Origin of the sequence: Paenibacillus sp. FSL R7-0198 (genome assembly GCF_038000415.1) — a bacterium.
GTDB lineage: Bacteria > Bacillota > Bacilli > Paenibacillales > Paenibacillaceae > Paenibacillus.
Window position 1 is genome coordinate 4,413,646 of sequence record NZ_JBBOCB010000001.1, and the last position, 20,434, is coordinate 4,434,079.

Annotated in this window: 20 protein-coding genes and 1 riboswitch; of the genes, 15 read left to right on the forward strand and 5 right to left on the reverse strand. The window is 48.5% G+C overall.

Features of this window, described 5'->3' with window-relative positions:
* Positions 1 to 123 precede the first annotated feature (123 nt).
* Together MKY87_RS19255 and thiC are read left to right on the forward strand one after the other, a co-directional pair.
* Positions 124 to 867, forward strand: coding sequence for an IclR family transcriptional regulator (locus tag MKY87_RS19255; protein ID WP_017690772.1), 744 nt, complete (start codon positions 124 to 126; stop codon positions 865 to 867).
* Positions 868 to 1,016: 149 nt separating this feature from the next.
* A riboswitch (TPP riboswitch) is annotated at positions 1,017 to 1,130 on the forward strand.
* Positions 1,131 to 1,548: 418 nt separating this feature from the next.
* Complete coding sequence (gene thiC / locus MKY87_RS19260) at positions 1,549 to 3,333, forward strand: phosphomethylpyrimidine synthase ThiC (RefSeq protein ID WP_340967491.1); 1,785 nt, start codon at positions 1,549 to 1,551, stop codon at positions 3,331 to 3,333.
* A gap of 534 nt (positions 3,334 to 3,867) precedes the next feature.
* On the opposite strand, the gene MKY87_RS19265 is transcribed toward thiC, so the two are convergent.
* The 4 genes from MKY87_RS19265 to MKY87_RS19280 form a co-directional block, all read right to left on the reverse strand.
* Positions 3,868 to 4,554 carry a hypothetical protein gene (locus MKY87_RS19265; protein WP_340965736.1) on the reverse strand — a complete coding sequence of 229 codons (687 nt, stop codon included), beginning with the start codon at positions 4,552 to 4,554 and terminating at the stop codon, positions 3,868 to 3,870.
* Between the two features lie 186 nt (positions 4,555 to 4,740).
* On the reverse strand, positions 4,741 to 4,908 hold the full coding sequence (locus MKY87_RS19270) for a hypothetical protein (protein WP_017690769.1): 168 nt from the start codon (positions 4,906 to 4,908) through the stop codon (positions 4,741 to 4,743).
* 468 nt (positions 4,909 to 5,376) lie between these two features.
* On the reverse strand, positions 5,377 to 6,195 hold the full coding sequence (locus tag MKY87_RS19275; protein WP_340965737.1) for a zinc ribbon domain-containing protein: 819 nt from the start codon (positions 6,193 to 6,195) through the stop codon (positions 5,377 to 5,379).
* Positions 6,196 to 6,268: 73 nt separating this feature from the next.
* A complete protein-coding gene (locus tag MKY87_RS19280) occupies positions 6,269 to 7,219 on the reverse strand; it encodes a helix-turn-helix transcriptional regulator (RefSeq protein WP_340965738.1) in 951 nt (316 codons plus the stop codon).
* An 84-nt stretch (positions 7,220 to 7,303) separates the two neighbouring features.
* Here MKY87_RS19280 and MKY87_RS19285 point away from each other — a divergent pair, with 84 nt between their 5' ends.
* The 7 genes from MKY87_RS19285 to MKY87_RS19315 all read left to right on the forward strand — a co-directional run bounded on the left by MKY87_RS19285 (position 7,304) and on the right by MKY87_RS19315 (position 11,813).
* Complete coding sequence (locus MKY87_RS19285) at positions 7,304 to 7,999, forward strand: response regulator transcription factor (RefSeq protein WP_211085189.1); 696 nt, start codon at positions 7,304 to 7,306, stop codon at positions 7,997 to 7,999.
* Positions 7,992 to 9,080, forward strand: coding sequence for a HAMP domain-containing sensor histidine kinase (locus MKY87_RS19290; protein WP_340965739.1), 1,089 nt, complete (start codon positions 7,992 to 7,994; stop codon positions 9,078 to 9,080). The genes MKY87_RS19285 and MKY87_RS19290 overlap by 8 nt, the downstream gene beginning before the upstream one ends.
* Positions 9,081 to 9,178: 98 nt before the next feature.
* A complete protein-coding gene (locus MKY87_RS19295) occupies positions 9,179 to 10,042 on the forward strand; it encodes a M15 family metallopeptidase (RefSeq protein WP_340965740.1) in 864 nt (287 codons plus the stop codon).
* 28 nt (positions 10,043 to 10,070) lie between these two features.
* Positions 10,071 to 10,631: a VanZ family protein gene (locus tag MKY87_RS19300; RefSeq protein ID WP_340965742.1), complete on the forward strand. Its 561-nt coding sequence runs from the start codon at positions 10,071 to 10,073 to the stop codon at positions 10,629 to 10,631.
* A 13-nt stretch (positions 10,632 to 10,644) separates the two neighbouring features.
* Positions 10,645 to 10,776: a hypothetical protein gene (locus tag MKY87_RS19305; protein WP_340965743.1), complete on the forward strand. Its 132-nt coding sequence runs from the start codon at positions 10,645 to 10,647 to the stop codon at positions 10,774 to 10,776.
* 291 nt (positions 10,777 to 11,067) lie between these two features.
* A complete protein-coding gene (locus tag MKY87_RS19310) occupies positions 11,068 to 11,466 on the forward strand; it encodes a hypothetical protein (RefSeq protein ID WP_340965744.1) in 399 nt (132 codons plus the stop codon).
* 32 nt (positions 11,467 to 11,498) lie between these two features.
* Positions 11,499 to 11,813 carry a hypothetical protein gene (locus MKY87_RS19315; protein WP_338590706.1) on the forward strand — a complete coding sequence of 105 codons (315 nt, stop codon included), beginning with the start codon at positions 11,499 to 11,501 and terminating at the stop codon, positions 11,811 to 11,813.
* Between the two features lie 132 nt (positions 11,814 to 11,945).
* Here the strand turns inward: MKY87_RS19315 and acnA are convergent, their stop codons facing one another.
* Positions 11,946 to 14,660 (reverse strand): aconitate hydratase AcnA, encoded by a 2,715-nt coding sequence (gene acnA / locus MKY87_RS19320; RefSeq protein WP_340965746.1) that lies wholly within the window; start codon positions 14,658 to 14,660, stop codon positions 11,946 to 11,948.
* A gap of 362 nt (positions 14,661 to 15,022) precedes the next feature.
* On the opposite strand from acnA, the gene MKY87_RS19325 reads away from it, so the two are divergent.
* The 6 genes from MKY87_RS19325 to MKY87_RS19350 all read left to right on the forward strand — a co-directional run bounded on the left by MKY87_RS19325 (position 15,023) and on the right by MKY87_RS19350 (position 20,283).
* Positions 15,023 to 16,042, forward strand: coding sequence for an amidase domain-containing protein (locus MKY87_RS19325; protein WP_197997991.1), 1,020 nt, complete (start codon positions 15,023 to 15,025; stop codon positions 16,040 to 16,042).
* Between the two features lie 137 nt (positions 16,043 to 16,179).
* Complete coding sequence (locus MKY87_RS19330) at positions 16,180 to 17,280, forward strand: D-alanine--D-alanine ligase (protein WP_340965747.1); 1,101 nt, start codon at positions 16,180 to 16,182, stop codon at positions 17,278 to 17,280.
* 30 nt (positions 17,281 to 17,310) lie between these two features.
* Complete coding sequence (locus tag MKY87_RS19335; RefSeq protein WP_338590712.1) at positions 17,311 to 17,634, forward strand: hypothetical protein; 324 nt, start codon at positions 17,311 to 17,313, stop codon at positions 17,632 to 17,634.
* Positions 17,635 to 17,789: 155 nt separating this feature from the next.
* The gene (gene uvsE / locus MKY87_RS19340) at positions 17,790 to 18,791 is read left to right on the forward strand and encodes a UV DNA damage repair endonuclease UvsE (RefSeq protein ID WP_338590714.1); all 1,002 of its coding nucleotides are present in this window, start codon (positions 17,790 to 17,792) and stop codon (positions 18,789 to 18,791) included.
* A 107-nt stretch (positions 18,792 to 18,898) separates the two neighbouring features.
* On the forward strand, positions 18,899 to 19,762 hold the full coding sequence (locus tag MKY87_RS19345; RefSeq protein WP_445669425.1) for an inositol monophosphatase family protein: 864 nt from the start codon (positions 18,899 to 18,901) through the stop codon (positions 19,760 to 19,762).
* A gap of 230 nt (positions 19,763 to 19,992) precedes the next feature.
* Positions 19,993 to 20,283, forward strand: a complete 291-nt coding sequence (locus MKY87_RS19350) for a hypothetical protein (protein WP_340965749.1) — start codon at positions 19,993 to 19,995, stop codon at positions 20,281 to 20,283.
* Positions 20,284 to 20,434: the final 151 nt, after the last annotated feature.

Below are 20,434 nucleotides of genomic sequence, written 5' to 3' on the forward strand. Positions count from 1 at the left end.
AGGAAAAATTTACAGGTTAGCCTATTTTGATTTTGGCTCTTTTTGGTTTACAGATGAGACCGTTTCTCATATAATTTATGTAACCAAGTTTCATGTGATGAAACATGAGGAGGGCATTATGCCATGGAAGATCGCAAGTTAACCGTCCGGGCTGTGGAACGGGCGCTGGATATATTATTATGTTTTACCACACGCAGTGATCTGGGACTCACCGAAATTGCCAGCCAGATCGGCTTGCACAAAAGTACAGTGCACCGTTTGATGGCTACGCTGGAGGATCGAGGGTTCGTGATCCGTGATGCAGCAACAGAGAAGTACCGACTTGGCATCCGAATCTGGGAGCTGTCAGCTCATATGTCCCGCAGTGATGATCCCGCTATTCTGCTGCTGCCTGCGATGGAGCGACTGAGAGATCGATTGGGAGAGACCGTGAGTCTGTACCTGCGTGATGGGAGTGAACGGATACGGATTCAGGCTGTGCAAAGTGATCAGGCGATTCGCCGAGTCGCCCCCGTTGGTGTTAGACTCCCGCTGTCTGTGGGCGCTTCCAGCAAAGTTTTGATGGCGTTTGCCACGGACGAGGATCGTGAAGAACTGATGAACGGCCCGGAATGGCCGGTGTTTATTGATCCCGCGGTGTATTTAGCGCAAATGGGAGATATCCGGGATAACGGATATGCGACGAGTTATGAGGAACGTGAGCCGGGAGCTGCCGCGGTATCTGTACCGATTATGGATCGCAGAGGCAATATTGCAGCTGCGCTCTCGGTCTCAGGGCCTGTCAGCCGACTCTCGCAGGAGACATTGCATGAATACGCACCTGTGTTGAAGGATGCTGCTACGCAGATGGGGCTCATGTTATCCTGATGTTGAGGTGAGGTTTTTTCTCCAATTGAGTTAGTGTTCTGGAATATAAAGGTTGTTTTTATGTTCCGGTTGCGCTACTCTGTAATGGACGGCCCAACGGAGCCAGCTTCATTGAATATGAACGGCGGCTTATGTAAGCCGCAACTTACTAACGTTACTGGGGGAGTCCGAATTGTCCGGACTGAGACGGAATCGCATGAGATTCCGGACCCTTTGCACCTGATCTGGATCATACCAGCGTAGGGAAGTAATCGGCGATATGACCTCAACCACCTCATGATGTGACCCTTGTAGTCTCCGTTAAGGAGCTGATTGAAGGTGCATTATTGGTGATGGACATAAAAGTCGGTTCCTTCGGGGACCGGCTTTTTTATATACAGGGAACGGGCGATATAGCGCGGATTTTATGGGCTTCTTTTTCGATAACCTGCGGAAGTGGGCTTGGATGAGGAGGGAAGTCTTATAGATCGATGATCTGTGGCAGCCTCCGTCTGTTGTGAACTGTACATAAATAATGTCTCCTCTGGTCTGGTGTAGGATCGCTCTTTCTTCTCTGTGCTCTGGATGATTTGGGACAGGTGCGTAAGTGAGCTGATGACGATACCAATGAAACCAAGTGAACGAACACTGAGGAGGAGACAAGCGAACATGAGTACAGGAAACCAAACGGGACAACAAGCGATGGAACAGGAACATAACGGTCAGCAGGTGGGAAAAGAAACAGGAGCGGCCGGACGGGTTCAGCCTTTTCCGGGCAGCCGCAAAGTCTACATTCAGGGCTCACGGCCGGACATTGCTGTACCGGAGCGTGAGATAGCCCTTCATGACACGAATACTCCCCAAGGGGTGGAGCATAACGAACCGCTGCGTGTCTACGATACGAGCGGCCCGATGACCGATCCCGCATTTCATGCGGATATCCGTGCAGGTCTGCCAGCCCTGCGCACCCGATGGATCACAGAGCGCGGCGATGTTGAAGCTTATCAGGGCCGTACGGTTAAACCGGAGGATAACGGACTGAAGCACGGAGGGAAGAGAGCGGGAGCCGAAGAGTACCCTGGATTGCGTGGAAAACCGCTACGGGCACAGACAGGACGCTGTGTGACCCAGATGCACTACGCGAGGCAGGGAGTCATTACGGCAGAGATGGAGTTTGCCGCCATTCGTGAAGGCGTGGAACCGGAATTTGTGCGGCAGGAGCTGGCGAGTGGACGGGCCATTCTGCCATCCAACATCAATCACCCGGAGAGTGAGCCGATGTTGATCGGTCGTCATTTTCACGTGAAAATCAATGCCAACATCGGCAACTCTGCAGTATCTTCCTCCATCGAGGAAGAGGTCGAGAAGATGACCTGGGCGGTACGATGGGGATCGGATACGGTGATGGATCTGTCCACAGGCAAAAACATTCATACCACCCGGGAATGGATCATCCGCAATTCACCTGTGCCGATTGGTACGGTGCCGCTGTATCAGGCGCTGGAGAAGGTGAATGGCGAAGCGGAAGCGCTGACCTGGGAGTTGTACCGTGACACACTCATAGAGCAGGCAGAGCAGGGCGTGGACTACTTTACGATTCATGCAGGTGTACTGCTGCGTTATATCCCGATGACCGCCAAGCGAATGACAGGCATTGTGTCTCGCGGTGGGTCCATTATGGCAGCATGGTGTCTGGCACATCATCAGGAGAATTTTTTGTACACCCATTTTGAAGAAATCTGCGAGATTATGAAAAGGTATGATGTGGCGTTTTCGTTGGGAGATGGACTTCGTCCAGGCAGTATCTACGATGCCAATGACGAAGCTCAGATGGCGGAACTGGCTACGCTTGGGGAACTGACGCAGATCGCATGGAAGCATGATGTGCAGGTGATGATCGAAGGCCCGGGTCATGTGCCGATGCATAAGATCAAGGAGAATGTGGACTTGCAGATGGAGATCTGTAAAGAAGCACCGTTCTACACACTTGGGCCGCTGACGACCGACATTGCCCCGGGTTACGATCACATCACATCCGCCATTGGTGCGGCCATGATTGGTTGGTTCGGCACGTCCATGCTCTGTTATGTTACGCCAAAAGAACATCTGGGCCTGCCTAACAAGGATGATGTGCGGGAAGGGGTTATCGCCTACAAGATCGCAGCTCATGCCGCCGATCTGGCAAAAGGCCATCCACGTGCCCAGCGCCGGGATGATGCATTGTCCAAAGCGCGCTTCGAGTTCCGCTGGAGGGACCAGTTCAACCTGTCGCTAGACCCTGAACGTGCGCTGTCCTACCATGATGAGACGCTGCCAGCAGAAGGGGCTAAGGAAGCTCATTTCTGCTCGATGTGCGGTCCGAAGTTCTGTAGCATGCGCATTACGCAGGACATTCGTACCTTTGCGGCGGACAAAGGATTGTCCGAGAATGAGGCTGTAGCAGCGGGCATGCAGGAAAAGGCCGAGGAATATCGGACACGTTCCTAGGAGCGGGTACAGCGCAAGCTGGGCAGTCTGACATCGTTTGTAGGTGAGAATACTGCTATTATGTCGTCTGCTTCATCTTACTGATCAGCTTCCTGATACTTTTTATCAGCATTATGGTTGATTGTCTAGCAGATGTTTAATAAAATGAATGTAAGTAAACACCAATAAGAGTAGCCAGGCCAATGGCTACTCCTGCACAGCATTTGCGGTGGGTATTCCTCCGAGTGCAGCAAGTTCAGATGAAGTGACCCGTCAGGCCGTCAACCTGTGGCGGGTCACTTCTTTTTACGATCGATGTATGTCAGGAGCGCAATAATTAACATCGCGAACACGATTACGTCGTTAAAAGAGAAGTTCATAGGATCACCTCCCACTGGAGGCAAGCCTATTTCCCACCACAAATTGGCTGTACAAAGTGATTATACCATTTGAAATGCTCTTGTTCGAGAGCATTTTTATTTTGCAAAAGGAAGCAATATAGTAGTTTTCACATGATTTTAGCGATTGTAATATTTCACTCCAAACCCGCTACTACTATCGAGCCAGGCCCAAATTCTTCTCCAAATACGCGGCAAGCAATGCCAGCGGGCTATGGATCGGAATCCCGCTATCTACTGTAACCTGGGCAGCTGCGGGAGCCATAGACAGTTGGGCTGCCACTACCGTTTTACCCGAATACTGCTCAGCAATCTGCTGTAATCCTTCACGTACCGCTTCGAGATACCCTTGCTGATCTCCACGCATAATCAACTCAAATGTCCCAGGGATGCATACCGCTTCCGTCTGATATGTCTTGGCAACGTGTAGTTGCCCATTCTCATCCTCTTGCTGTAAAGCCTGGTTCACCCGTGCCATCGTGCCTTCAATGGTTGCAGGGTTGGTGAATGCTATGATGTAATCTCCTGCTACTCGCCGCATCTCCTGCAATAACGGATCATCTATGCCGATCACGGGCACAGGGACCTGTGTGGCTTCCTGCTCCAGTACTGTCGCAAACAGGGTACACGTGACCAGAATGGCATCTGCATGACACTCAGCGATCCATTGGAGCGTCTGGGCTACCTTCTCGTGAATAACGACCTCGGAAAAGTCAGCGTCATGTTTAAGACGGTCCAGACCTGGATCGACGTAATGGACCAATTCAACTTCATAAGGAGCAAGCGTCTCTTCAATTAAGGCGATGTTGGAATAATGAGCGTGAAAACAACCAATGGTGATCATGTGCTAAGTCCCCTTTTACAGTTCGTATATGTCATGTCATGGAAATGATTGTAGATATTTAAACCATTATAGAAACATGCCTTAGAACTGTACAGTCGTTTATGGCTCAACGCCAATAACCGCCCTTCCGCCAAGCTGCGGAAAGACGGTCGATAACCTGACTCGAATAGGGTCCGGTGTCCATTTTTATCTAAGGGAAGGAGAAGCATTTTTCTTCGCCATTTTTTGCTGTAGAATTTCATGAAAGGATAGACCTTGAGTGTTCTCATTCTCCTTTTTAGGAGCAGTGGTCGCCGTGTTGCGCGGATATTGGTGATGGTACGGGATCATTTGCTGAATAGGCATGCGGATCATCTTGGTTCCTCCTTTGATGCGTTTTTTCGAATTATGTATTTCGACTGGTTACCATGCCAGGTGCGCATATAGGTACATGTGACTTGTTAGACGAAATAGATGACTTTAGAATGTAATTCCAATTGGATTGAAGTGATTTTACCCGGTTTTAAGAAGATGTAAACGTTTTTAGGGAAATTCAGGAGTAAAGGACCTGATATGAAAGGTTTGATATGGGAGGATCGAATCGGTTGTTATGTGAATAGTCCCAATTTTAAGGAAGTCAATGGTACCCGCTTATGAGGCATATTGTCTGGTTAAATGATGCAAAGCATGCTAACTAACTTGGTACCATGGTCGGGTTGTTTAGGGGGTGATGTAGTTCCGTATATAACAAAAAAACTGCCGAGCGAACTCGGCAGCTTGCATGATATACAGAAGGATGCCAGGGAAACTTTGATCCTGTGTGAGGTGGTATCGTGTTGGGCTTTATCTACTTTGGCGAACAGCGATGTATATATCCACTTGTACACTCTCGGGATTCAGGCTGCGTTCATCATATAATTCAAAATCCCCGGTGAACGTACGATCGCTTTGTTTGTCCCATGCCCATATGGCTCCCCAGGCTTCGCCAACAACTTCTGCCATCGGTCCTTTTCTGGAAGTGAATACGGCGTAAGTTGCAGGAGGGAGTGAAGTGTCATCCAATCCTTCAGGCAATGATTCGTTCGGACTGACCTCATGCCCTACCAGTATGGTGTATTCTCCGGTTATCCCATCGGTGTAATCCGTGTAACAACCATAGCGAACAACTTCAGGTGCAGGGAGGTGCTCTGAGACAAAATAATTGTTCCAGAGTCCCTGAATACAGCCTTTGCCACTGATCTCAATGGCGTTGGTTGTGCGGGCGGATACGCCGGCAATGCGTTTGCCAGGAAGAGTGACATAACGAACGGGCTGGGCAGAGAACGAATGATCTGTTGTTACCTGACCAAGATTAGCAGAAGCAGTAGGGTTTTCAGCGAGTGATTCTGCATGTTGATCCGTTGTATTCGTGCGCCAACGCTTCAAAAAAGGAAGCTGGTTACGCAGCATCGAACGAGCGGATTCCTCATCCATGCCTTCGTCCTTCAGAATGGCAGTGCACATCTCCGTCATGCCTTCAAGGGACATACCGGGCTGCTCAAACTTGCCCTCTTTGTAACAATAAATACAGTACTCACGGGTTGTGCTTCCATCTGCTTCCGTTCCGAATTGGGCAGGGGTGGTGAGCGGCATACCGCAGCTTTGACATACAGTGACGTTCATGATTAGTTCCTCCTCATATATGTACAGATTGAATATATCTGAAGTATACGGGTAGGAACTGGACAGCTGTCTGTCAGGTTTGAGTCGGAGGTGTATAATTTTGTACAATTTGCTCAGCGATACGGCAGATCTCGTCCCGAATATGCTGAGGTTCCAATACTTCAACGTCCGCGCCGAAGCCCAGAATGAACCCATATAACCAGCCATCCTCGGGAAAAGCAACCTGGCTAATATAATACCCAGTCCCATCAGGCATGACGTTCTCGATCCCAAACCATTCTTCCGCAATATGACGGACGCGAGGATGGAATTTCAAGGTTAACCTAGCCTGATTGTCCGGACGGCTCCATTCCTGCTGCCAGGGTCTGTCCTGTGGGTTGATGACTTTACGATCGAAGTGCTCATTAGCAAGTGTGACATCTTGCATGCGCACAAGCTTGAACATGCGAAATTGATTCCGCTCGTGGCAAAAAGCATACAGATACCAGGAATGCTTCTTGAGTACGATGGTATGAGGGTCGGCAGTTCGGTGAGTATGGATACCTTCCGCACTGCAGTAGGTAAAGGTTACGGGTCGTAATTGATCCATACCCTGTTCGATAAGTTCAAGCTTGATTTTCAGCGCTTCGGGATGCGTCCAGGTTGAATAATCCACGATGAATCGATTGGTATTGGCCTGAAAATCGTCATTTTTGGATTCAGGTACGATACTGCTGAGTTTTTCGACCAGAAGCTCACGCGCCGCATTGGCATGGGAAGTGGATACACTGCGCAGTGCAGTGACGATGGAAGCGAGGTCCTTGTCTGTTAATACGTTTCGATCCAGACGGTAGCCCTCTGCCAGATCAATCCCGCCACTTGTCCCCTGATACGTCACCACAGGGATACCTGCTTGACCCAATGTATCGATATCTCGATAGATGGTCCGGATTGATACTTCGAACATATCTGCCAAGTCTTTGGCTTGTACCCGTCCACGATTGATTAGCAGCACTACGATGGCTAATAAACGCTCCAGTTTCATATGTATGGATTCCTTTCATTGGTTTATCTGTTGGATTCAAATATGTTATAATGCCCAGCATCACACATAGGAGTGGAATAAGCAATGAAGCGAATTACGATTCTGATCGCAGACGATGAAGTTGAGATCGCTGATCTGGTTGCTTTACATTTACAAAAAGAAGGATATCACACCATCAAGGCCTTTGACGGGAAGGCGGCGGTTCAAGCTGTTCAGACTCAAGCGATAGATTTGGCGATTCTGGACATTATGATGCCTGGCATGGATGGGTATGAGGTGACCCGTAAAATTCGGGAACAGCATCATTTACCGATCATTTTTCTGAGTGCCAAAACGTCAGATATGGACAAAATTACGGGACTTGTGATGGGTGCGGACGATTATATGACCAAACCGTTTAATCCGATGGAGCTTGTTGCCCGGGTTAACTCCCAGTTACGTCGTTCTCTCCAATTCAGCCAGTCTGTGCCTGTGCAGAGGTCCATTCTGGAGAAGGGGGGGCTCATCATCACGCCAGATCAACATCGTGTTACACTCTACGGCAAACCAGTGGAACTAACACCGAAGGAATTCGACATTTTGTATCTGCTCGCGAGCCACCCCAAGCAGGTGTTCAGTGCAGAAAACATTTTTGAACAGGTGTGGGGAGAAGCCTATTACGAGAGTGGGAATACCGTGATGGTCCATATTCGGACCCTGCGCAAAAAGCTGGGGGAAGATGTGAACAAGAACAAGTTTATTAAAACCATCTGGGGTGTGGGGTACACGTTTAATGACTAAACGAAGAAGTTTTCGCACAACCATGATTATGTTGCTAGGGTTAAGCATGCTTGCCTCTGGTGCAATTACCTATGGGATTTATAAGCTTATGCAAGCCTATTATTCGGGTGTCCGTGCAGAAGATCAGCTCGCTGAATATCGTCATTTTATGAGAAGTATCGGGGATATCTATTTCTTCCTGATTTTATTTATCCCACTGGCCATTCTATTTTTCTTCTGGTTTACCAAGCCCTATGCGACGTATTTCAAGGACATTTCCTCAGGGATCAGGCATTTGGCCAATGGAGACTTTCAGCATCGTGTGCAGATCTCCTCGAAGGACGAGTTAGGTACGATTGCGGAGGATGTGAACCTGGCAAGTGAGAAGTTAAAGGAAGCGGTAGAACGAGGGGATTTTGCTGAAAATAGTAAGGACCAGCTTGTCGTCAATCTGGCGCATGACCTGCGAACACCACTGACGTCTGTGCTTGGATATTTGGATCTGCTCATGAAGGATGATCAGCTAACGGAGGAGCAGGTACGGCACTTTACGGCGATTGCATTCACCAAATCACAGCGTCTGGAGAAGCTGATTGATGATTTGTTCGAAATTACCCGTATGAATTATGGCATGTTGCCTATAAACAAGACACAGCTGGATCTTAGCGAACTGCTGAAGCAGATGAACGAAGAACTCTATCCTGTATTTGAAAAGAACCAACTAGTCGCCCGACTGAAAATAGACACTGACCTTACGGTCTCCGGTGATGGCGAGTTGCTGGCTCGTGTGTTCGAGAACCTGCTGATTAACGCTGCACGGCACGGCAAGGATGGCATGTACGTAGATATTAATGGATATCGGGATGCAGAACAGGTCATCATTCAGGTAATTAACTATGGTGGACATATTCGTCCGGAGGAATTGCCACATATCTTCGATATGTATTACACCGGAGATCGTGCCAGAACCCCTCAAGAGGGTGGGACAGGCCTTGGCTTGTTTATCGCTCGCAATATTGTAGAGCAGCATGACGGTACAATCTCGGCCCAGAGCGACGTGGTACGGACGTTATTCGAAGTTCGTTTGCCCGTATTCCAATAAGATTGACGTCAAATTTAAGAAAAACTTTAAAATTGCCCTGCTTTTTCTTTAACTTGTGTTGTCTATCCTTGATGTATGAGGTAAAAGGAGGAACAAGCATGAAAAAGTGGGGCTTTTTGATATGTATTATTTTGATCGGATATATTGTTACGCAATCACCGGGTTGGATTCAGCAGAAGGATGAGTTGCCCATCGAGATTCAGAATACGCGTGAAAATCCAGCAGGTTATACCGTATCCGTCACCGGAAACATTCAGGATCAGGTACATAAGGGCAACTTGTTACTGGTAGATAAGCAATACCCCGTTCACCCGGAAGGGGTTAAATCCGATATTGTATATGTGGCACATGAGGATGATCTGCTTCGTGGATATGGAATACTGGATCAGAAAATCATGTTATCACGACAGGTGGCCCAGGAGTTTCAGAGGATGGTTGAAGCAGCAGGCGAAGAGGGAGTCCGATATTTTCTCGTCAGCAGTGGGTACAGGGACTTTGAAAAGCAGGACGAGTTATATCGGGAAAAGGGTTCAGACTATGCACTTCCTGCGGGTCACAGTGAGCACAATCTCGGGTTATCCCTGGATATTGGCTCCAGCCTGGGTGCCATGAATGAAGCACCAGAGGGTGCATGGCTGGAGAAGAATGCATGGAAATACGGATTTATTTTACGTTACCCAAAGGATAAAGTGCGCATCACCGGTATTCAGTATGAACCATGGCACTTTCGATATGTAGGGCTGCCGCACAGTGCTGTCATGTATAAGAATAATCTGGTACTTGAAGAGTATCTCGATATGCTTAAAGAGAAAGAGAACATTACTGTGGAAGTAGAGGGTGAGGAGTATCATATCCGCTATTATCGAGCCACCCGAGACACAACCGTTTACATACCTGAGCAAGGACAAACTGAAATATCGGGTGATAACATGGATGGCGTCATCGTCACCGTAAAGAAATAACAGGGCAACACAAGGGAGGCAAAACAACATGAAGCACAACAACCAGAAGAAAAGCAAACATTACATCCTTTGGATTGCCGTTTTCATTATCTATTTATATCTGCTGACGAAGCTGATCCTGTTCAAAGGAAGCTCGGTCGATTTTGGCATCGTGAAGGATCGACTGATGGCGTTCTTGCAACAACCGGATCTGGTCCATACGCGAACCGTCAACCTGACACCATTTCAGGAAATCTCACGAGACTGGAACAGCCTGTCGTTACATCGTCCAGGTACAGCAATCCATCTGGTAGGCAATATACTGGCCTTTATCCCACTGGGCATCTTCATTCCTGTGTTGACGGGCAACAAGTTATTCTCTGGAGTAAAGGTACTCTTGCTGTCTCTGCTGCTCAGTCTGGGCTATGAAGTGACACAGTTAGTGACTGGCATGGGCATATTCGATGTGGATGATCTGATGCTTAATACACTCGGCGGCTTGATTGGATATATCATTTTCACCATGGTCATCGGCCTGAAAAAGGTGTTGGTGGGAGGAGAATCCCGCGTGACGACGAAAAAGTTAAATTCTAAGGAAAGTCACGTGTAAGGAGGAGAAGGACTTGATTATAATGGCTGTACTGTTCATTAGCGCAGGGCTAACGTTTCTCGTGTATCCACACAAGGTAACGTATGCTTCGGAAAAACAGATTACGGAGCGAGTGACCATGTCTAGATGGGTCGGAGGCTCGTAATTGCTCTGTCGTGTCTGTTTCTGATCATGGGCACGATTCAACTGTTAGATCAAGCCTCACATCACATTGGGCATTAGAAGGCAGTTGGCCTTGAAGCAACGGAGAACACACATACTGAAACCAAAGGCTCTCCATCACTGTGCAGATTGCACGTTACGGGGAGTTTTTTGTTGTTTCATAAGGTATCGAATTTAGCATAGGACCAGTGAACTTTGCGAGTAACATCGCAAATGAGGTAGAGTAGAGATGATGCGTTAGTGCCTATTCCTTACAAAAAAAGGAGGACATACATTGTATTCATTAGCTAAAGAACTAGCAGGAAGCATGAGAGCCATTATGCAAATTGAAACCGAAATTGCTGAAGCTAAGATGGATCACTACGATGAAGTAGTAGTGCGTGATTTAGAACAGAAAAGAACTGATCTGATAAGAGCTTGTACACGTGACGAGTTGCTGGTGATAAAAACAGTCATGAAAGTGGGACAATCGGAGAGAGGATATCGTCATTATTTCGATTCGAATGATGTTGAGATTATTTATCTCCCTGTTGAGTTACACGAGCATGAGTTGATGCAGAAATATTCCTATTATCTTATACATAAGACTGAACGCGAACTTGCGGATAGCATTGAGTACTATACCGCTGTGTCGGAACAACTGAGAGAAGGTATGAAGATCTTAAAACTCTAAACTGTGATCTGTAAGTTCTAGGAGGCTTGTAAATGTTAATGAGAATTGTTGTATATCATTTCGATGTGTTCTACTATTACGTTCCCAATCAATATGCAGGAAAAATTGGCGAGTGGAGAGGAGAATTTATCGATTTTTTGCAGAGCCTAGAGTATAAGCACCCATTCACCCTGTATATCGAGTCTATTGATCATGAGGGAAATACGGAATATGCTCACTTTATTCGTAGTTACGGGGCGGATGATTTTGTGGACTGGATCAACGTGGAGAAATTAAATTGCAGAGGTGTATATCGTATTCCTGAACCACCTGATGATTCAGAAGTTGGATTAAATTTTGAGTTTTAAGTGATAAGAACCTACTCATAATTAAATTGATGATGCATATCGACAGTTAAATAAAAAGCTCCCCACCACGTGCAGATCGCACGTGATGGGGAGCTTTTTGGTATAACTTCATCACATTAAATATTGATGTAATTAAGCTTTTTTCATCATTTGACGCAATACAGTTTGCAGGATACCGCCGTTATGGTAGTAATCCACGTCAACCATGCTGTCCAGACGAGCGATAACAGGGAAGTCAAACTGTGTACCGTCTTCACGAGTTACGGTAACTTTTAACTCTTGTCCTGGCTTCACATCATTGCTGAGGCCAGTAATGTCATACGTTTCACGTCCGTTCAGACCAAGGCTGGACCAGCCATGACCTTCCTGGAATTGCAGTGGCATTACACCCATGCCCACCAGGTTGCTGCGGTGGATACGCTCGAAGCTTTCTGCGATAACGGCTTTGACGCCGAGCAAGAATGTTCCTTTTGCCGCCCAGTCACGGGAGCTTCCTGTACCATACTCTTTACCAGCGATAACGATCAGGTTCTGTCCTTCATCCTGATACTTCATGGAAGCATCGTAGATGGACATTTCTTCGTCCGTTGGCAGGTACTTCGTGATACCGCCCTCAGTACCCGGAGCTACCTGGTTACGAATACGAATGTTGGCAAACGTACCACGCATCATGACTTCATGGTTACCACGACGTGAACCGTAGGAGTTGAAGTCTTTGCGCTCTACGCCATGCTCTTTCAAGTACAGTCCAGCCGGGCTGGATGGTGCAATATTACCTGCTGGCGAGATGTGATCCGTTGTTACGGAATCCGCAAGCAATGCCATAACGCGTGCAGAACGGATATCTGCGATATCGTTCAACTTGTCGCCAAGCTCCTGGAAGAACGGAGGATTCTGAATGTACGTGGAGTTCGGGTCCCACTCGTACAATTCGCCTTCCGGTACAGAGATCGCATTCCAACGCTCGTTGGCTGTAAATACGTTCTCATACTTGTTGCGGAACATCTGAGCGTTCAGGGAACTAGCGATGGTATCCTTGATTTCCTCGGAGCTAGGCCAGAGGTCTTTCAGGAATACAGGCTCATTGTTCGTATCATAACCGATTGGATCGGTTTCAAAGTCAATATTCACAGTACCTGCAAGTGCATATGCCACAACGAGTGGTGGTGATGCCAGATAGTTGGCTTTAACCTGTGCGTGTACACGGCCTTCGAAGTTACGGTTACCGGACAATACAGCCGCTACGGTCATATCGTTCTCAGCAATAGCTTCGCTCACTTCATCCGGCAGTGGGCCGGAGTTACCGATGCATGTTGCACAACCGTAGCCGGCAACGTTGAATCCGAGTTGGTCGAGGTACGTGATCAGGCCTGCTTTTTCCAGGTACTCGGTAACAACAAGGGAACCTGGTGTCAGACTGCTTTTCACATATCCTGGTTTGGTCAGGCCGCGTTCAACTGCTTTTTTCGCCAGCAGTCCCGCTCCGACCATAACACTTGGATTCGAAGTGTTCGTACAACTTGTGATCGCTGCGATCACAACAGCGCCTGCTTTCAGTTCACTGGTGGAACCGTTCGGGTGTTTCACAGGTACGGTTTGTTCGATTTTCTCATCACTCAGCCCGTATCCGCCTTTATCTACAGGTGTACGGATGATGCTGTTGAAGCTTTCTTTCATTTGTGTCAGCTCGATGCGATCCTGTGGACGTTTTGGTCCTGCAAGACTTGGTACAACAGAGCCGAGATCCAGTTCAATCACATCTGTGAATTCAGGGTCAACGGTGCTGGAAGTACGGAACATGCCTTGAGCTTTGTAATAAGCTTCAACCAATTCTACTTGCTCGTCAGGACGGCCAGTGCTGCGCAGATAGTTCAACGTTTCACTATCAACAGGGAAGAAACCGATCGTTGCGCCGTACTCTGGTGCCATGTTGGCTACTGTTGCACGGTCAGCCAGACCGATGTTGGCAAGACCTGGGCCGTAGAACTCAACGAATTTACCAACAACGCCTTTTTTACGAAGCAATTGGGTAACGGTCAGTGCCAGATCCGTTGCTGTTGCGCCTTCACTCAGGCTGCCTGTCAGTTTGAAACCGATAACGTCCGGTGTTACAAAATAAAGCGGTTGGCCCAGCATACCAGCTTCGGCCTCGATTCCACCAACACCCCAACCAACAACGCCAAGTCCGTTGATCATGGTGGTGTGGGAGTCTGTACCTACGAGGGAATCCGGGAATACAACGGTCTCGCCGTCAACGGTTTTTGTTGCTGCCACGGAAGCCAGATACTCCAGGTTAACCTGGTGAACGATCCCTGTGGATGGTGGAACTGCACGGAAGTTGTTGAATGCCGTTTGCGCCCAACGCAAGAAGCGGTAACGCTCTTCATTACGCTCGAACTCAACTTTGATATTGTAATCAAGTGCATCGTTGGTACCAAAAGCATCAACCATGACGGAGTGGTCAATAACGAGATCGACCGGTACGAGTGGGTTGATCTGTTTTGGATCGCCACCTGCTTTTTTCACAGTATCACGCATTGCAGCAAGGTCAACGACAACCGGTACACCGGTGAAATCCTGCAGTACGATACGTGCAGGGATGAATGGGATTTCCTTGTTATTATCACGGCCATCTGCCCAGCCGGTCAGTTGTTTTACATGTTCTTCGGTAATGGCACGTCCGTCGAATTGACGAATTGCTGCTTCAAGCAACACTTTAATGGAGAAAGGAAGCCTGGAAAGATCGCCGTGGCCGTTTTCCTGAAGAGCATCGAGACTGTAGTAGCGGTAAGACTTGCCTCCAACCTCAAGACTGCGAGCGGCGGAGAAATGATTCTTTGCTGACATACATGTACCTCCTTGGGATGTGTCGGTGAGATGAAGAAAACGTTCATTTAGGTGAAGAACAGGCCTTCATCGTTCCGTGTTCTTGTTCGTTAGTTTCATCAGATGAAACGTAATTTCATAATCATGACTTTAGTTTTAAGTATACCGTTTTCACTTCCGTACGTAAAGGTCTTTTTGCCTGATCAAGCAAGCTTTTGCACCAATGAAGGCGTTTTCGTGAAGCAGGCAGGAATAAGATATCTCATGTACCTGTATTTGCCGAATTTTGGATCTCCTTCCCGAGCCGTGTACATACAACCGAGGACCCTTTCATATGAATAGTAGGAGTTTATATACGCAATGAAATATTCCAGACAGAACTCATGCCAAAGGGGGACATAGGCTTGGAACGGGAATGGAAGAGTGCCTTATATACTTACGTGAACCAGTACAATCGCTGTGAGATCGACTACCGTCCACAGACCAGCGAACGGATCGTTACCGATCCTGACTTCGTGGTGGAACGGGGAGAGCGTATGGCAAGGCTGGACGAATGGTATCGTAAGCGGCGCGCCGTGCCTCTTCGCAGCGAGACCAGCGCCAAGCTTGTGCGCACGCTTATGGATGGCCAGGAAGAAGCGGTGGTGGATGTACAATTGTACAGCAGACTGTTCTACGAGAAGAGCGGGATCACCCACCGGGAGGACCGGATTGAGCGGGAGCGGTTAACCTTTCTGCGGCAGAGTGGTGGATGGATCATTGGACGGGTAGAGCGAGAAGTGCCGGAGCGTCGCCCTGCTGGGGAAGGACGTCCGTTTCAACAAGCTGATTTTGTACAGGCGATGAATCGGCCGCTGCTGAATCGGGAAGTGCTGGGTCAAGGAAGAAGCTCACGGCAACAGTCATATCGCAGAGATCTGGCAGTTGCCTATGCAGATCGGTGGTGGAATGCGGGGAATCCGGCATTTGAGGAATTTGATGTAGATTGCACCAATTACGTGTCCCAATGTCTCTTTGCAGGGGGCGCACCCATCCACTATACTGGTAGAAGAGAAGCTGGCTGGTGGTATAAAGGGTATGTGAACGGCTCCGAAATGTGGAGTTACAGTTGGGCAGTTTCCAACAGTCTGGAGCGTTATTTGTCAGGCAGCAGTTGGGGTCTGACCGCGACAGAAGTGGAGCGTCCTGAGCAGCTGATGCTCGGCGATGTTATTCTCTACGATTGGGATGGAGATGGGCGATTTCAGCACAGCACCGTTGTGACCGCGTTTGATGCGGGTGGTATGCCGCTTGTTAACGCACATACGGTTAGCAGCCGTCACCGATTTTGGGATTACCGGGATTCTTACGCTTGGACGGAGCGGACGGTATACCGGCTTTTTCATATTGCAGATGAGTTTTGATGACGAAAGATTTTCGGGATGCGGTGACGCAGACATCCAGTTCCGTGTAAAATAAGATCAGATAACGCAAGCAGAATAACAAGGGTGCTGAGCATGCAAGGATGACAGCATCAGGCACAGATAATCGGAGGGTACACATGAGTATGGATAAATTAAAAGTAGGCGTCGTTTATGGCGGAAAATCAGGCGAGCATGAGGTGTCGCTGCAAACGGCGTTTGCTGTAACAAACGCATTTGATTATGAAAAGTATGAACTGGTTCCTTTTTATATTTCCAAGCAGGGGACGTGGAAAAAAGGACCTGTCATGCATGCGCCGTTCGCGCAGATTGAAGATCTGAAGCTGGAGCAATCGGCGGGTGGAACACAAGATGCGCTGAACGCACTGTTTGGCCGTTTGTATGGCGGAGAAGAAGCGCTGGACGTGATGTTCCCTCTGCTGCATGGTACGTTTGGAGAGGATGGCACCATTCAGGGCATGTTCGAGATGGCGGATATGCCATATGTAGGTGCAGGTGTACTGGCTTCGGCTGGCGGCATGGACAAAGTGGTCATGAAAAAGCTGTTTGCACAGGCTGGCATCGACCAATGTGCCTTTACGTATTTTAATGCTACACAATGGAAGCAGACAGAGCACGAAATGATCGTACAGGTCGAAGATCAGCTGGGGTATCCTTGTTTTATCAAACCGGCAAATCTGGGCTCCAGTGTGGGCATCTCCAAAGCGCGTAACCGCGATGAGCTGAAGACAGCTGTTGAGTTCGCACTTCGTTATGATACGAAGGTTGTCATTGAGGAGTTTGTTGAAGCCCGCGAAGTTGAGGTCAGCGTCCTCGGCAATGACGAGCCCATGGCTTCCGTTCCAGGTGAGATCGTATCCTCCGGTGAGTATTATGACTATGCAGCCAAGTATATTGATGGTCAATCACAGATGCTGATTCCAGCTCCACTGGACCCAGAGGCCGCAGATCGCATTCGCGAGGCTGCTTTGCAGGCGTTCCGTGCGATTGAAGGTAACGGTATTTCACGTGCGGACTTCTTCATTCGGAAAAATGACGGCGCTTTGCTTATTAATGAAGTCAACACCATGCCTGGTTTCACACCATACAGCATGTATCCACTTCTTTGGCGTGAGACAGGTGTATCGTATGCCGAACTGCTGGATCGCATGATTGAGCTGGCACTGGAGCGTTACAACCGCAAGCAGGCACTGAATTACGAGAACGGCGTCCAGGCGTAGCCTGCGACCACAAGATCAGGAGGGATATGCATGGGATTTCAGACTGAATTCAATTCCGTATGCAAGTTCAAGAATGAGCAGGAGCTGTTCGAACTGCTTGAATACGGACGCGGCAAAATGGTCAAACAGGGTTTCCGGGTATTTCCTACCGGCCAGAAAGTGATTGCATACACACCGGATAACGTGGCTGTAGCCATCGTCAAGATCGTGGTTTCCATTGCAGAGATCAACTTCCAGGGGCAAGAGGTAACCGAGGTGGAGATGCTACTCGTCCGCAAATTGACTGAGGAAGAATCACGCATCCAGACTGCCCTTGCGGATGAGATGTTTTTTGGAGAGCAAGCACAGGAGTAGTTGTTGACTGTAAGTGCGAGTCGGAAGGACTGATTTGCCAGAATACGATTATGGTCACTCTTTTAGGGTAAAACTTGGTTATATACAGTGACGGTACATCCTGACGGCTGAATATGCCGTGCGGGTTTTCCGCCCTAATAGAGAGGAAGAGATTCATGCTCGTACGCTTTGGTTACGTGGCAATGTCCGTGCTTATAGAGAACGCCTCGCCTTCCCGGACCATGACCATGTCGAGTTTTAACAAAATCGATGACAGGGAAGCAGCGATCCGCAAGCTCGAACGGATTGCAGCCGAGAACCTGCACAATACATTACGTTTGCTCAGGCACAACAAGGGTAGCCATATTCATGTATATCGCTTCTCTTCCAAATTGATTCCACTGGCAACACACGAGGACCTGAATGACTGGGACCCGTTCCCGGCACTGAAGCAGGACTTTGCGGCCATTGGTGATTTTGTGAAGGAAAATCGTATGCGTGTGTCCTTTCATCCGGATCATTTTACCGTACTTAGTACCCCACGCGAGCAAGTTCTGCACAACTCGATTCGCGACCTTCGTCATCATGTTCGGATGCTGGATGCCATGGGGCTGAATGCCACTGCCAAGAACAATATACATATTGGTGGTGCATACGGGGACAAGCCTTCGGCGGCGCTTCGTTTTGAAGAAAACTTTTTGAAGCTGGATCGGGACATCCAGGAGCGGCTCACACTCGAAAATGATGACAAAACGTTCAATGCGCCTGAGACACTAGCCGTGTGCCAGCGCTTGGGATTGCCCATGGTACTGGATATCCATCACCAGTGGGTGAACAACGAAGGAGAACAGGCATGGGATCTGTGGCCTGATATTTTAAAGACTTGGCAGTCGCCGCTTGCTCAGGCAGATTCACCGGCTGATCAGCCATTGCCACCCAAAATCCACGTCTCTAGTCCGAAGAGTGAGAAGGATCTGCGAGGTCATGCCGATGGTGTGGAGGTAGAGCCTGTGCTCGACTTCTTGCGTCATATCGCAGCAGACACCCCAAGGCTTGACGTGATGATTGAGGCGAAACGCAAGGATGAGGCCCTTGTGCAACTGATGCAGAAGCTGGCATTCTATCACGAAGAGGGTGTGGAGTGGGTGGACGAGTCTACCGTCATCATTCATCCGTAGTGCCAAAAGGGGCCTGGGCAACGAGAAACTTTACGACCTGTGGGGCGTATACTTTTAACAAGTATTTCAACTTTTCGTAGATTGATATAGAAAGTAGAGTGAACGCTTTGAATGAGAAGGAAAAGACACCTTATGTCGTGACAAGCAAAAGCTATACTGCCGTTGCCATTAATGCAGCTTCCAAAGCTGGCGAATGGATCAAAAGCCGTCTTGGGACGGTAGCTGAACTTGGCACCAAATATTCACCCCAAGATCTGGTGACCGAAGTGGATAAAGGAGCGGAGCAGATGATCCGCCGCCTGATTCTTACGCATTTTCCCCACCATGCCATTCTGGGTGAAGAAGGCGTCGAACCGGGACCGGAAGCTTCGGCAAAAGCACTGAAAGAAGCAGAGGAAGAAGAGTTCCTGTGGATTGTTGATCCTGTGGATGGAACGACGAACTTTGTACACGGATTCCCGTTTTATTCGGTGTCCATCGCATTGGCTCACAATGGTGAAGTCATTGTCGGCGTGATCTACGACCCTTCCCGTGATGAAATGTTTGTTGCGGAAAAAGGGAAAGGAGCTTACGTTCATGGAAACCGGATGCTGGTATCTGGTGAAAAGGAATTGGCTCAAAGCCTGATTGCGGTTGGATTCCCGGCAGACACAACCTTTACGTTGCCACTGAATATGGCCGCTGTGCAGGCTCTTGCTCCGCAAGTTCGTAACTTGCGTGCAGGCGGATCTGCCGCCCTCCATCTGGCATATGTTGCAGCAGGACGTCTCAGCGCCTATACCGAAGTTGGATTGAAACCGTGGGATATTGCCGCAGGTGCGCTGCTGGTTGAAGAATCAGGCGGCAAGGTGACGGATACCATCGGAACACCTTATCAACTGTCTGTGAATCATGTCGTGGCCAGCAATGGCAAAATCCATGATGCACTGACGGATGTGCTGAAGGAAGCGAAAGCTACTGGTCTGGAGTGAGTCTATTCAACTCATCGATGCTTTAATTACTTTTAATTGTACATTAACGGAGGGGACAGAAGGCATCTGAAGAAGCGGAGCGCTCGCCTTTATCACCGGATTTCTACCTTGGAAAAGGGAATCAAAGAAATCTGGGGATAACAGCGATCGGAAGACGGTTCTGTACACGAAGTGAAAGTACAATAGTAATAATTAACGCATGTATGACTTTAATTAAAGGAGCGAAAACAATGGATGAATCCAAAGAACTGGAACGACGGCTCAGTGATATGCTGACGGAAGGGGACATGGAAGAGTCCGGCGACACCGATCAGCGTGAACGCCAGCTGATTCCTCCCAAGTATGAAGTGCGAATCCAGACGGAACGTGATCCAATTGTCGAGGAAACGTTAAAATACCGGAAGATGGCACGCGAAGTGGATGATCGTTATGATCAGTATCTGGAGCGAGCTACTGGGAACAAACCGGCGAGCGACAAGGGTCATTCGAATTCTGAGGACTGGAATAAGCCGCAATCTTAACTAATCACTGAACGTTATAGCTGTGCTTCACCAATAACAGGCTCCCCATCAGGGAGCCTGTTACTTCATGTGTGCTCTCAGCAGAGAGGACAACGCCTACTTTAAAATGATAGAATAGAGTAACACGACTTATATCATTGGAATGACCGAT

Excerpts from the sequence above, each read along its gene's own strand:
- uvsE (WP_338590714.1), top strand. The coding sequence starts at position 17,790 with ATGCTCGTACGCTTTGGTTACGTGGCAATGTCCGTGCTTATAGAGAAC.
- thiC (WP_340967491.1), top strand. The coding sequence starts at position 1,549 with ATGGAACAGGAACATAACGGTCAGCAGGTGGGAAAAGAAACAGGAGCG.
- MKY87_RS19335 (WP_338590712.1), top strand. The coding sequence starts at position 17,311 with ATGGGATTTCAGACTGAATTCAATTCCGTATGCAAGTTCAAGAATGAG.
- MKY87_RS19350 (WP_340965749.1), top strand. The coding sequence starts at position 19,993 with ATGGATGAATCCAAAGAACTGGAACGACGGCTCAGTGATATGCTGACG.
- MKY87_RS19315 (WP_338590706.1), top strand. The coding sequence starts at position 11,499 with ATGTTAATGAGAATTGTTGTATATCATTTCGATGTGTTCTACTATTAC.
- MKY87_RS19290 (WP_340965739.1), top strand. The coding sequence starts at position 7,992 with ATGACTAAACGAAGAAGTTTTCGCACAACCATGATTATGTTGCTAGGG.
- MKY87_RS19280 (WP_340965738.1), bottom strand. The coding sequence starts at position 7,219 with ATGAAACTGGAGCGTTTATTAGCCATCGTAGTGCTGCTAATCAATCGT.
- MKY87_RS19285 (WP_211085189.1), top strand. The coding sequence starts at position 7,304 with ATGAAGCGAATTACGATTCTGATCGCAGACGATGAAGTTGAGATCGCT.
- MKY87_RS19270 (WP_017690769.1), bottom strand. The coding sequence starts at position 4,908 with ATGATCCGCATGCCTATTCAGCAAATGATCCCGTACCATCACCAATAT.
- MKY87_RS19275 (WP_340965737.1), bottom strand. The coding sequence starts at position 6,195 with ATGAACGTCACTGTATGTCAAAGCTGCGGTATGCCGCTCACCACCCCT.
- MKY87_RS19300 (WP_340965742.1), top strand. The coding sequence starts at position 10,071 with ATGAAGCACAACAACCAGAAGAAAAGCAAACATTACATCCTTTGGATT.
- MKY87_RS19255 (WP_017690772.1), top strand. The coding sequence starts at position 124 with ATGGAAGATCGCAAGTTAACCGTCCGGGCTGTGGAACGGGCGCTGGAT.
- MKY87_RS19295 (WP_340965740.1), top strand. The coding sequence starts at position 9,179 with ATGAAAAAGTGGGGCTTTTTGATATGTATTATTTTGATCGGATATATT.
- MKY87_RS19265 (WP_340965736.1), bottom strand. The coding sequence starts at position 4,554 with ATGATCACCATTGGTTGTTTTCACGCTCATTATTCCAACATCGCCTTA.
- acnA (WP_340965746.1), bottom strand. The coding sequence starts at position 14,660 with ATGTCAGCAAAGAATCATTTCTCCGCCGCTCGCAGTCTTGAGGTTGGA.
- MKY87_RS19330 (WP_340965747.1), top strand. The coding sequence starts at position 16,180 with ATGAGTATGGATAAATTAAAAGTAGGCGTCGTTTATGGCGGAAAATCA.
- MKY87_RS19325 (WP_197997991.1), top strand. The coding sequence starts at position 15,023 with ATGCCAAAGGGGGACATAGGCTTGGAACGGGAATGGAAGAGTGCCTTA.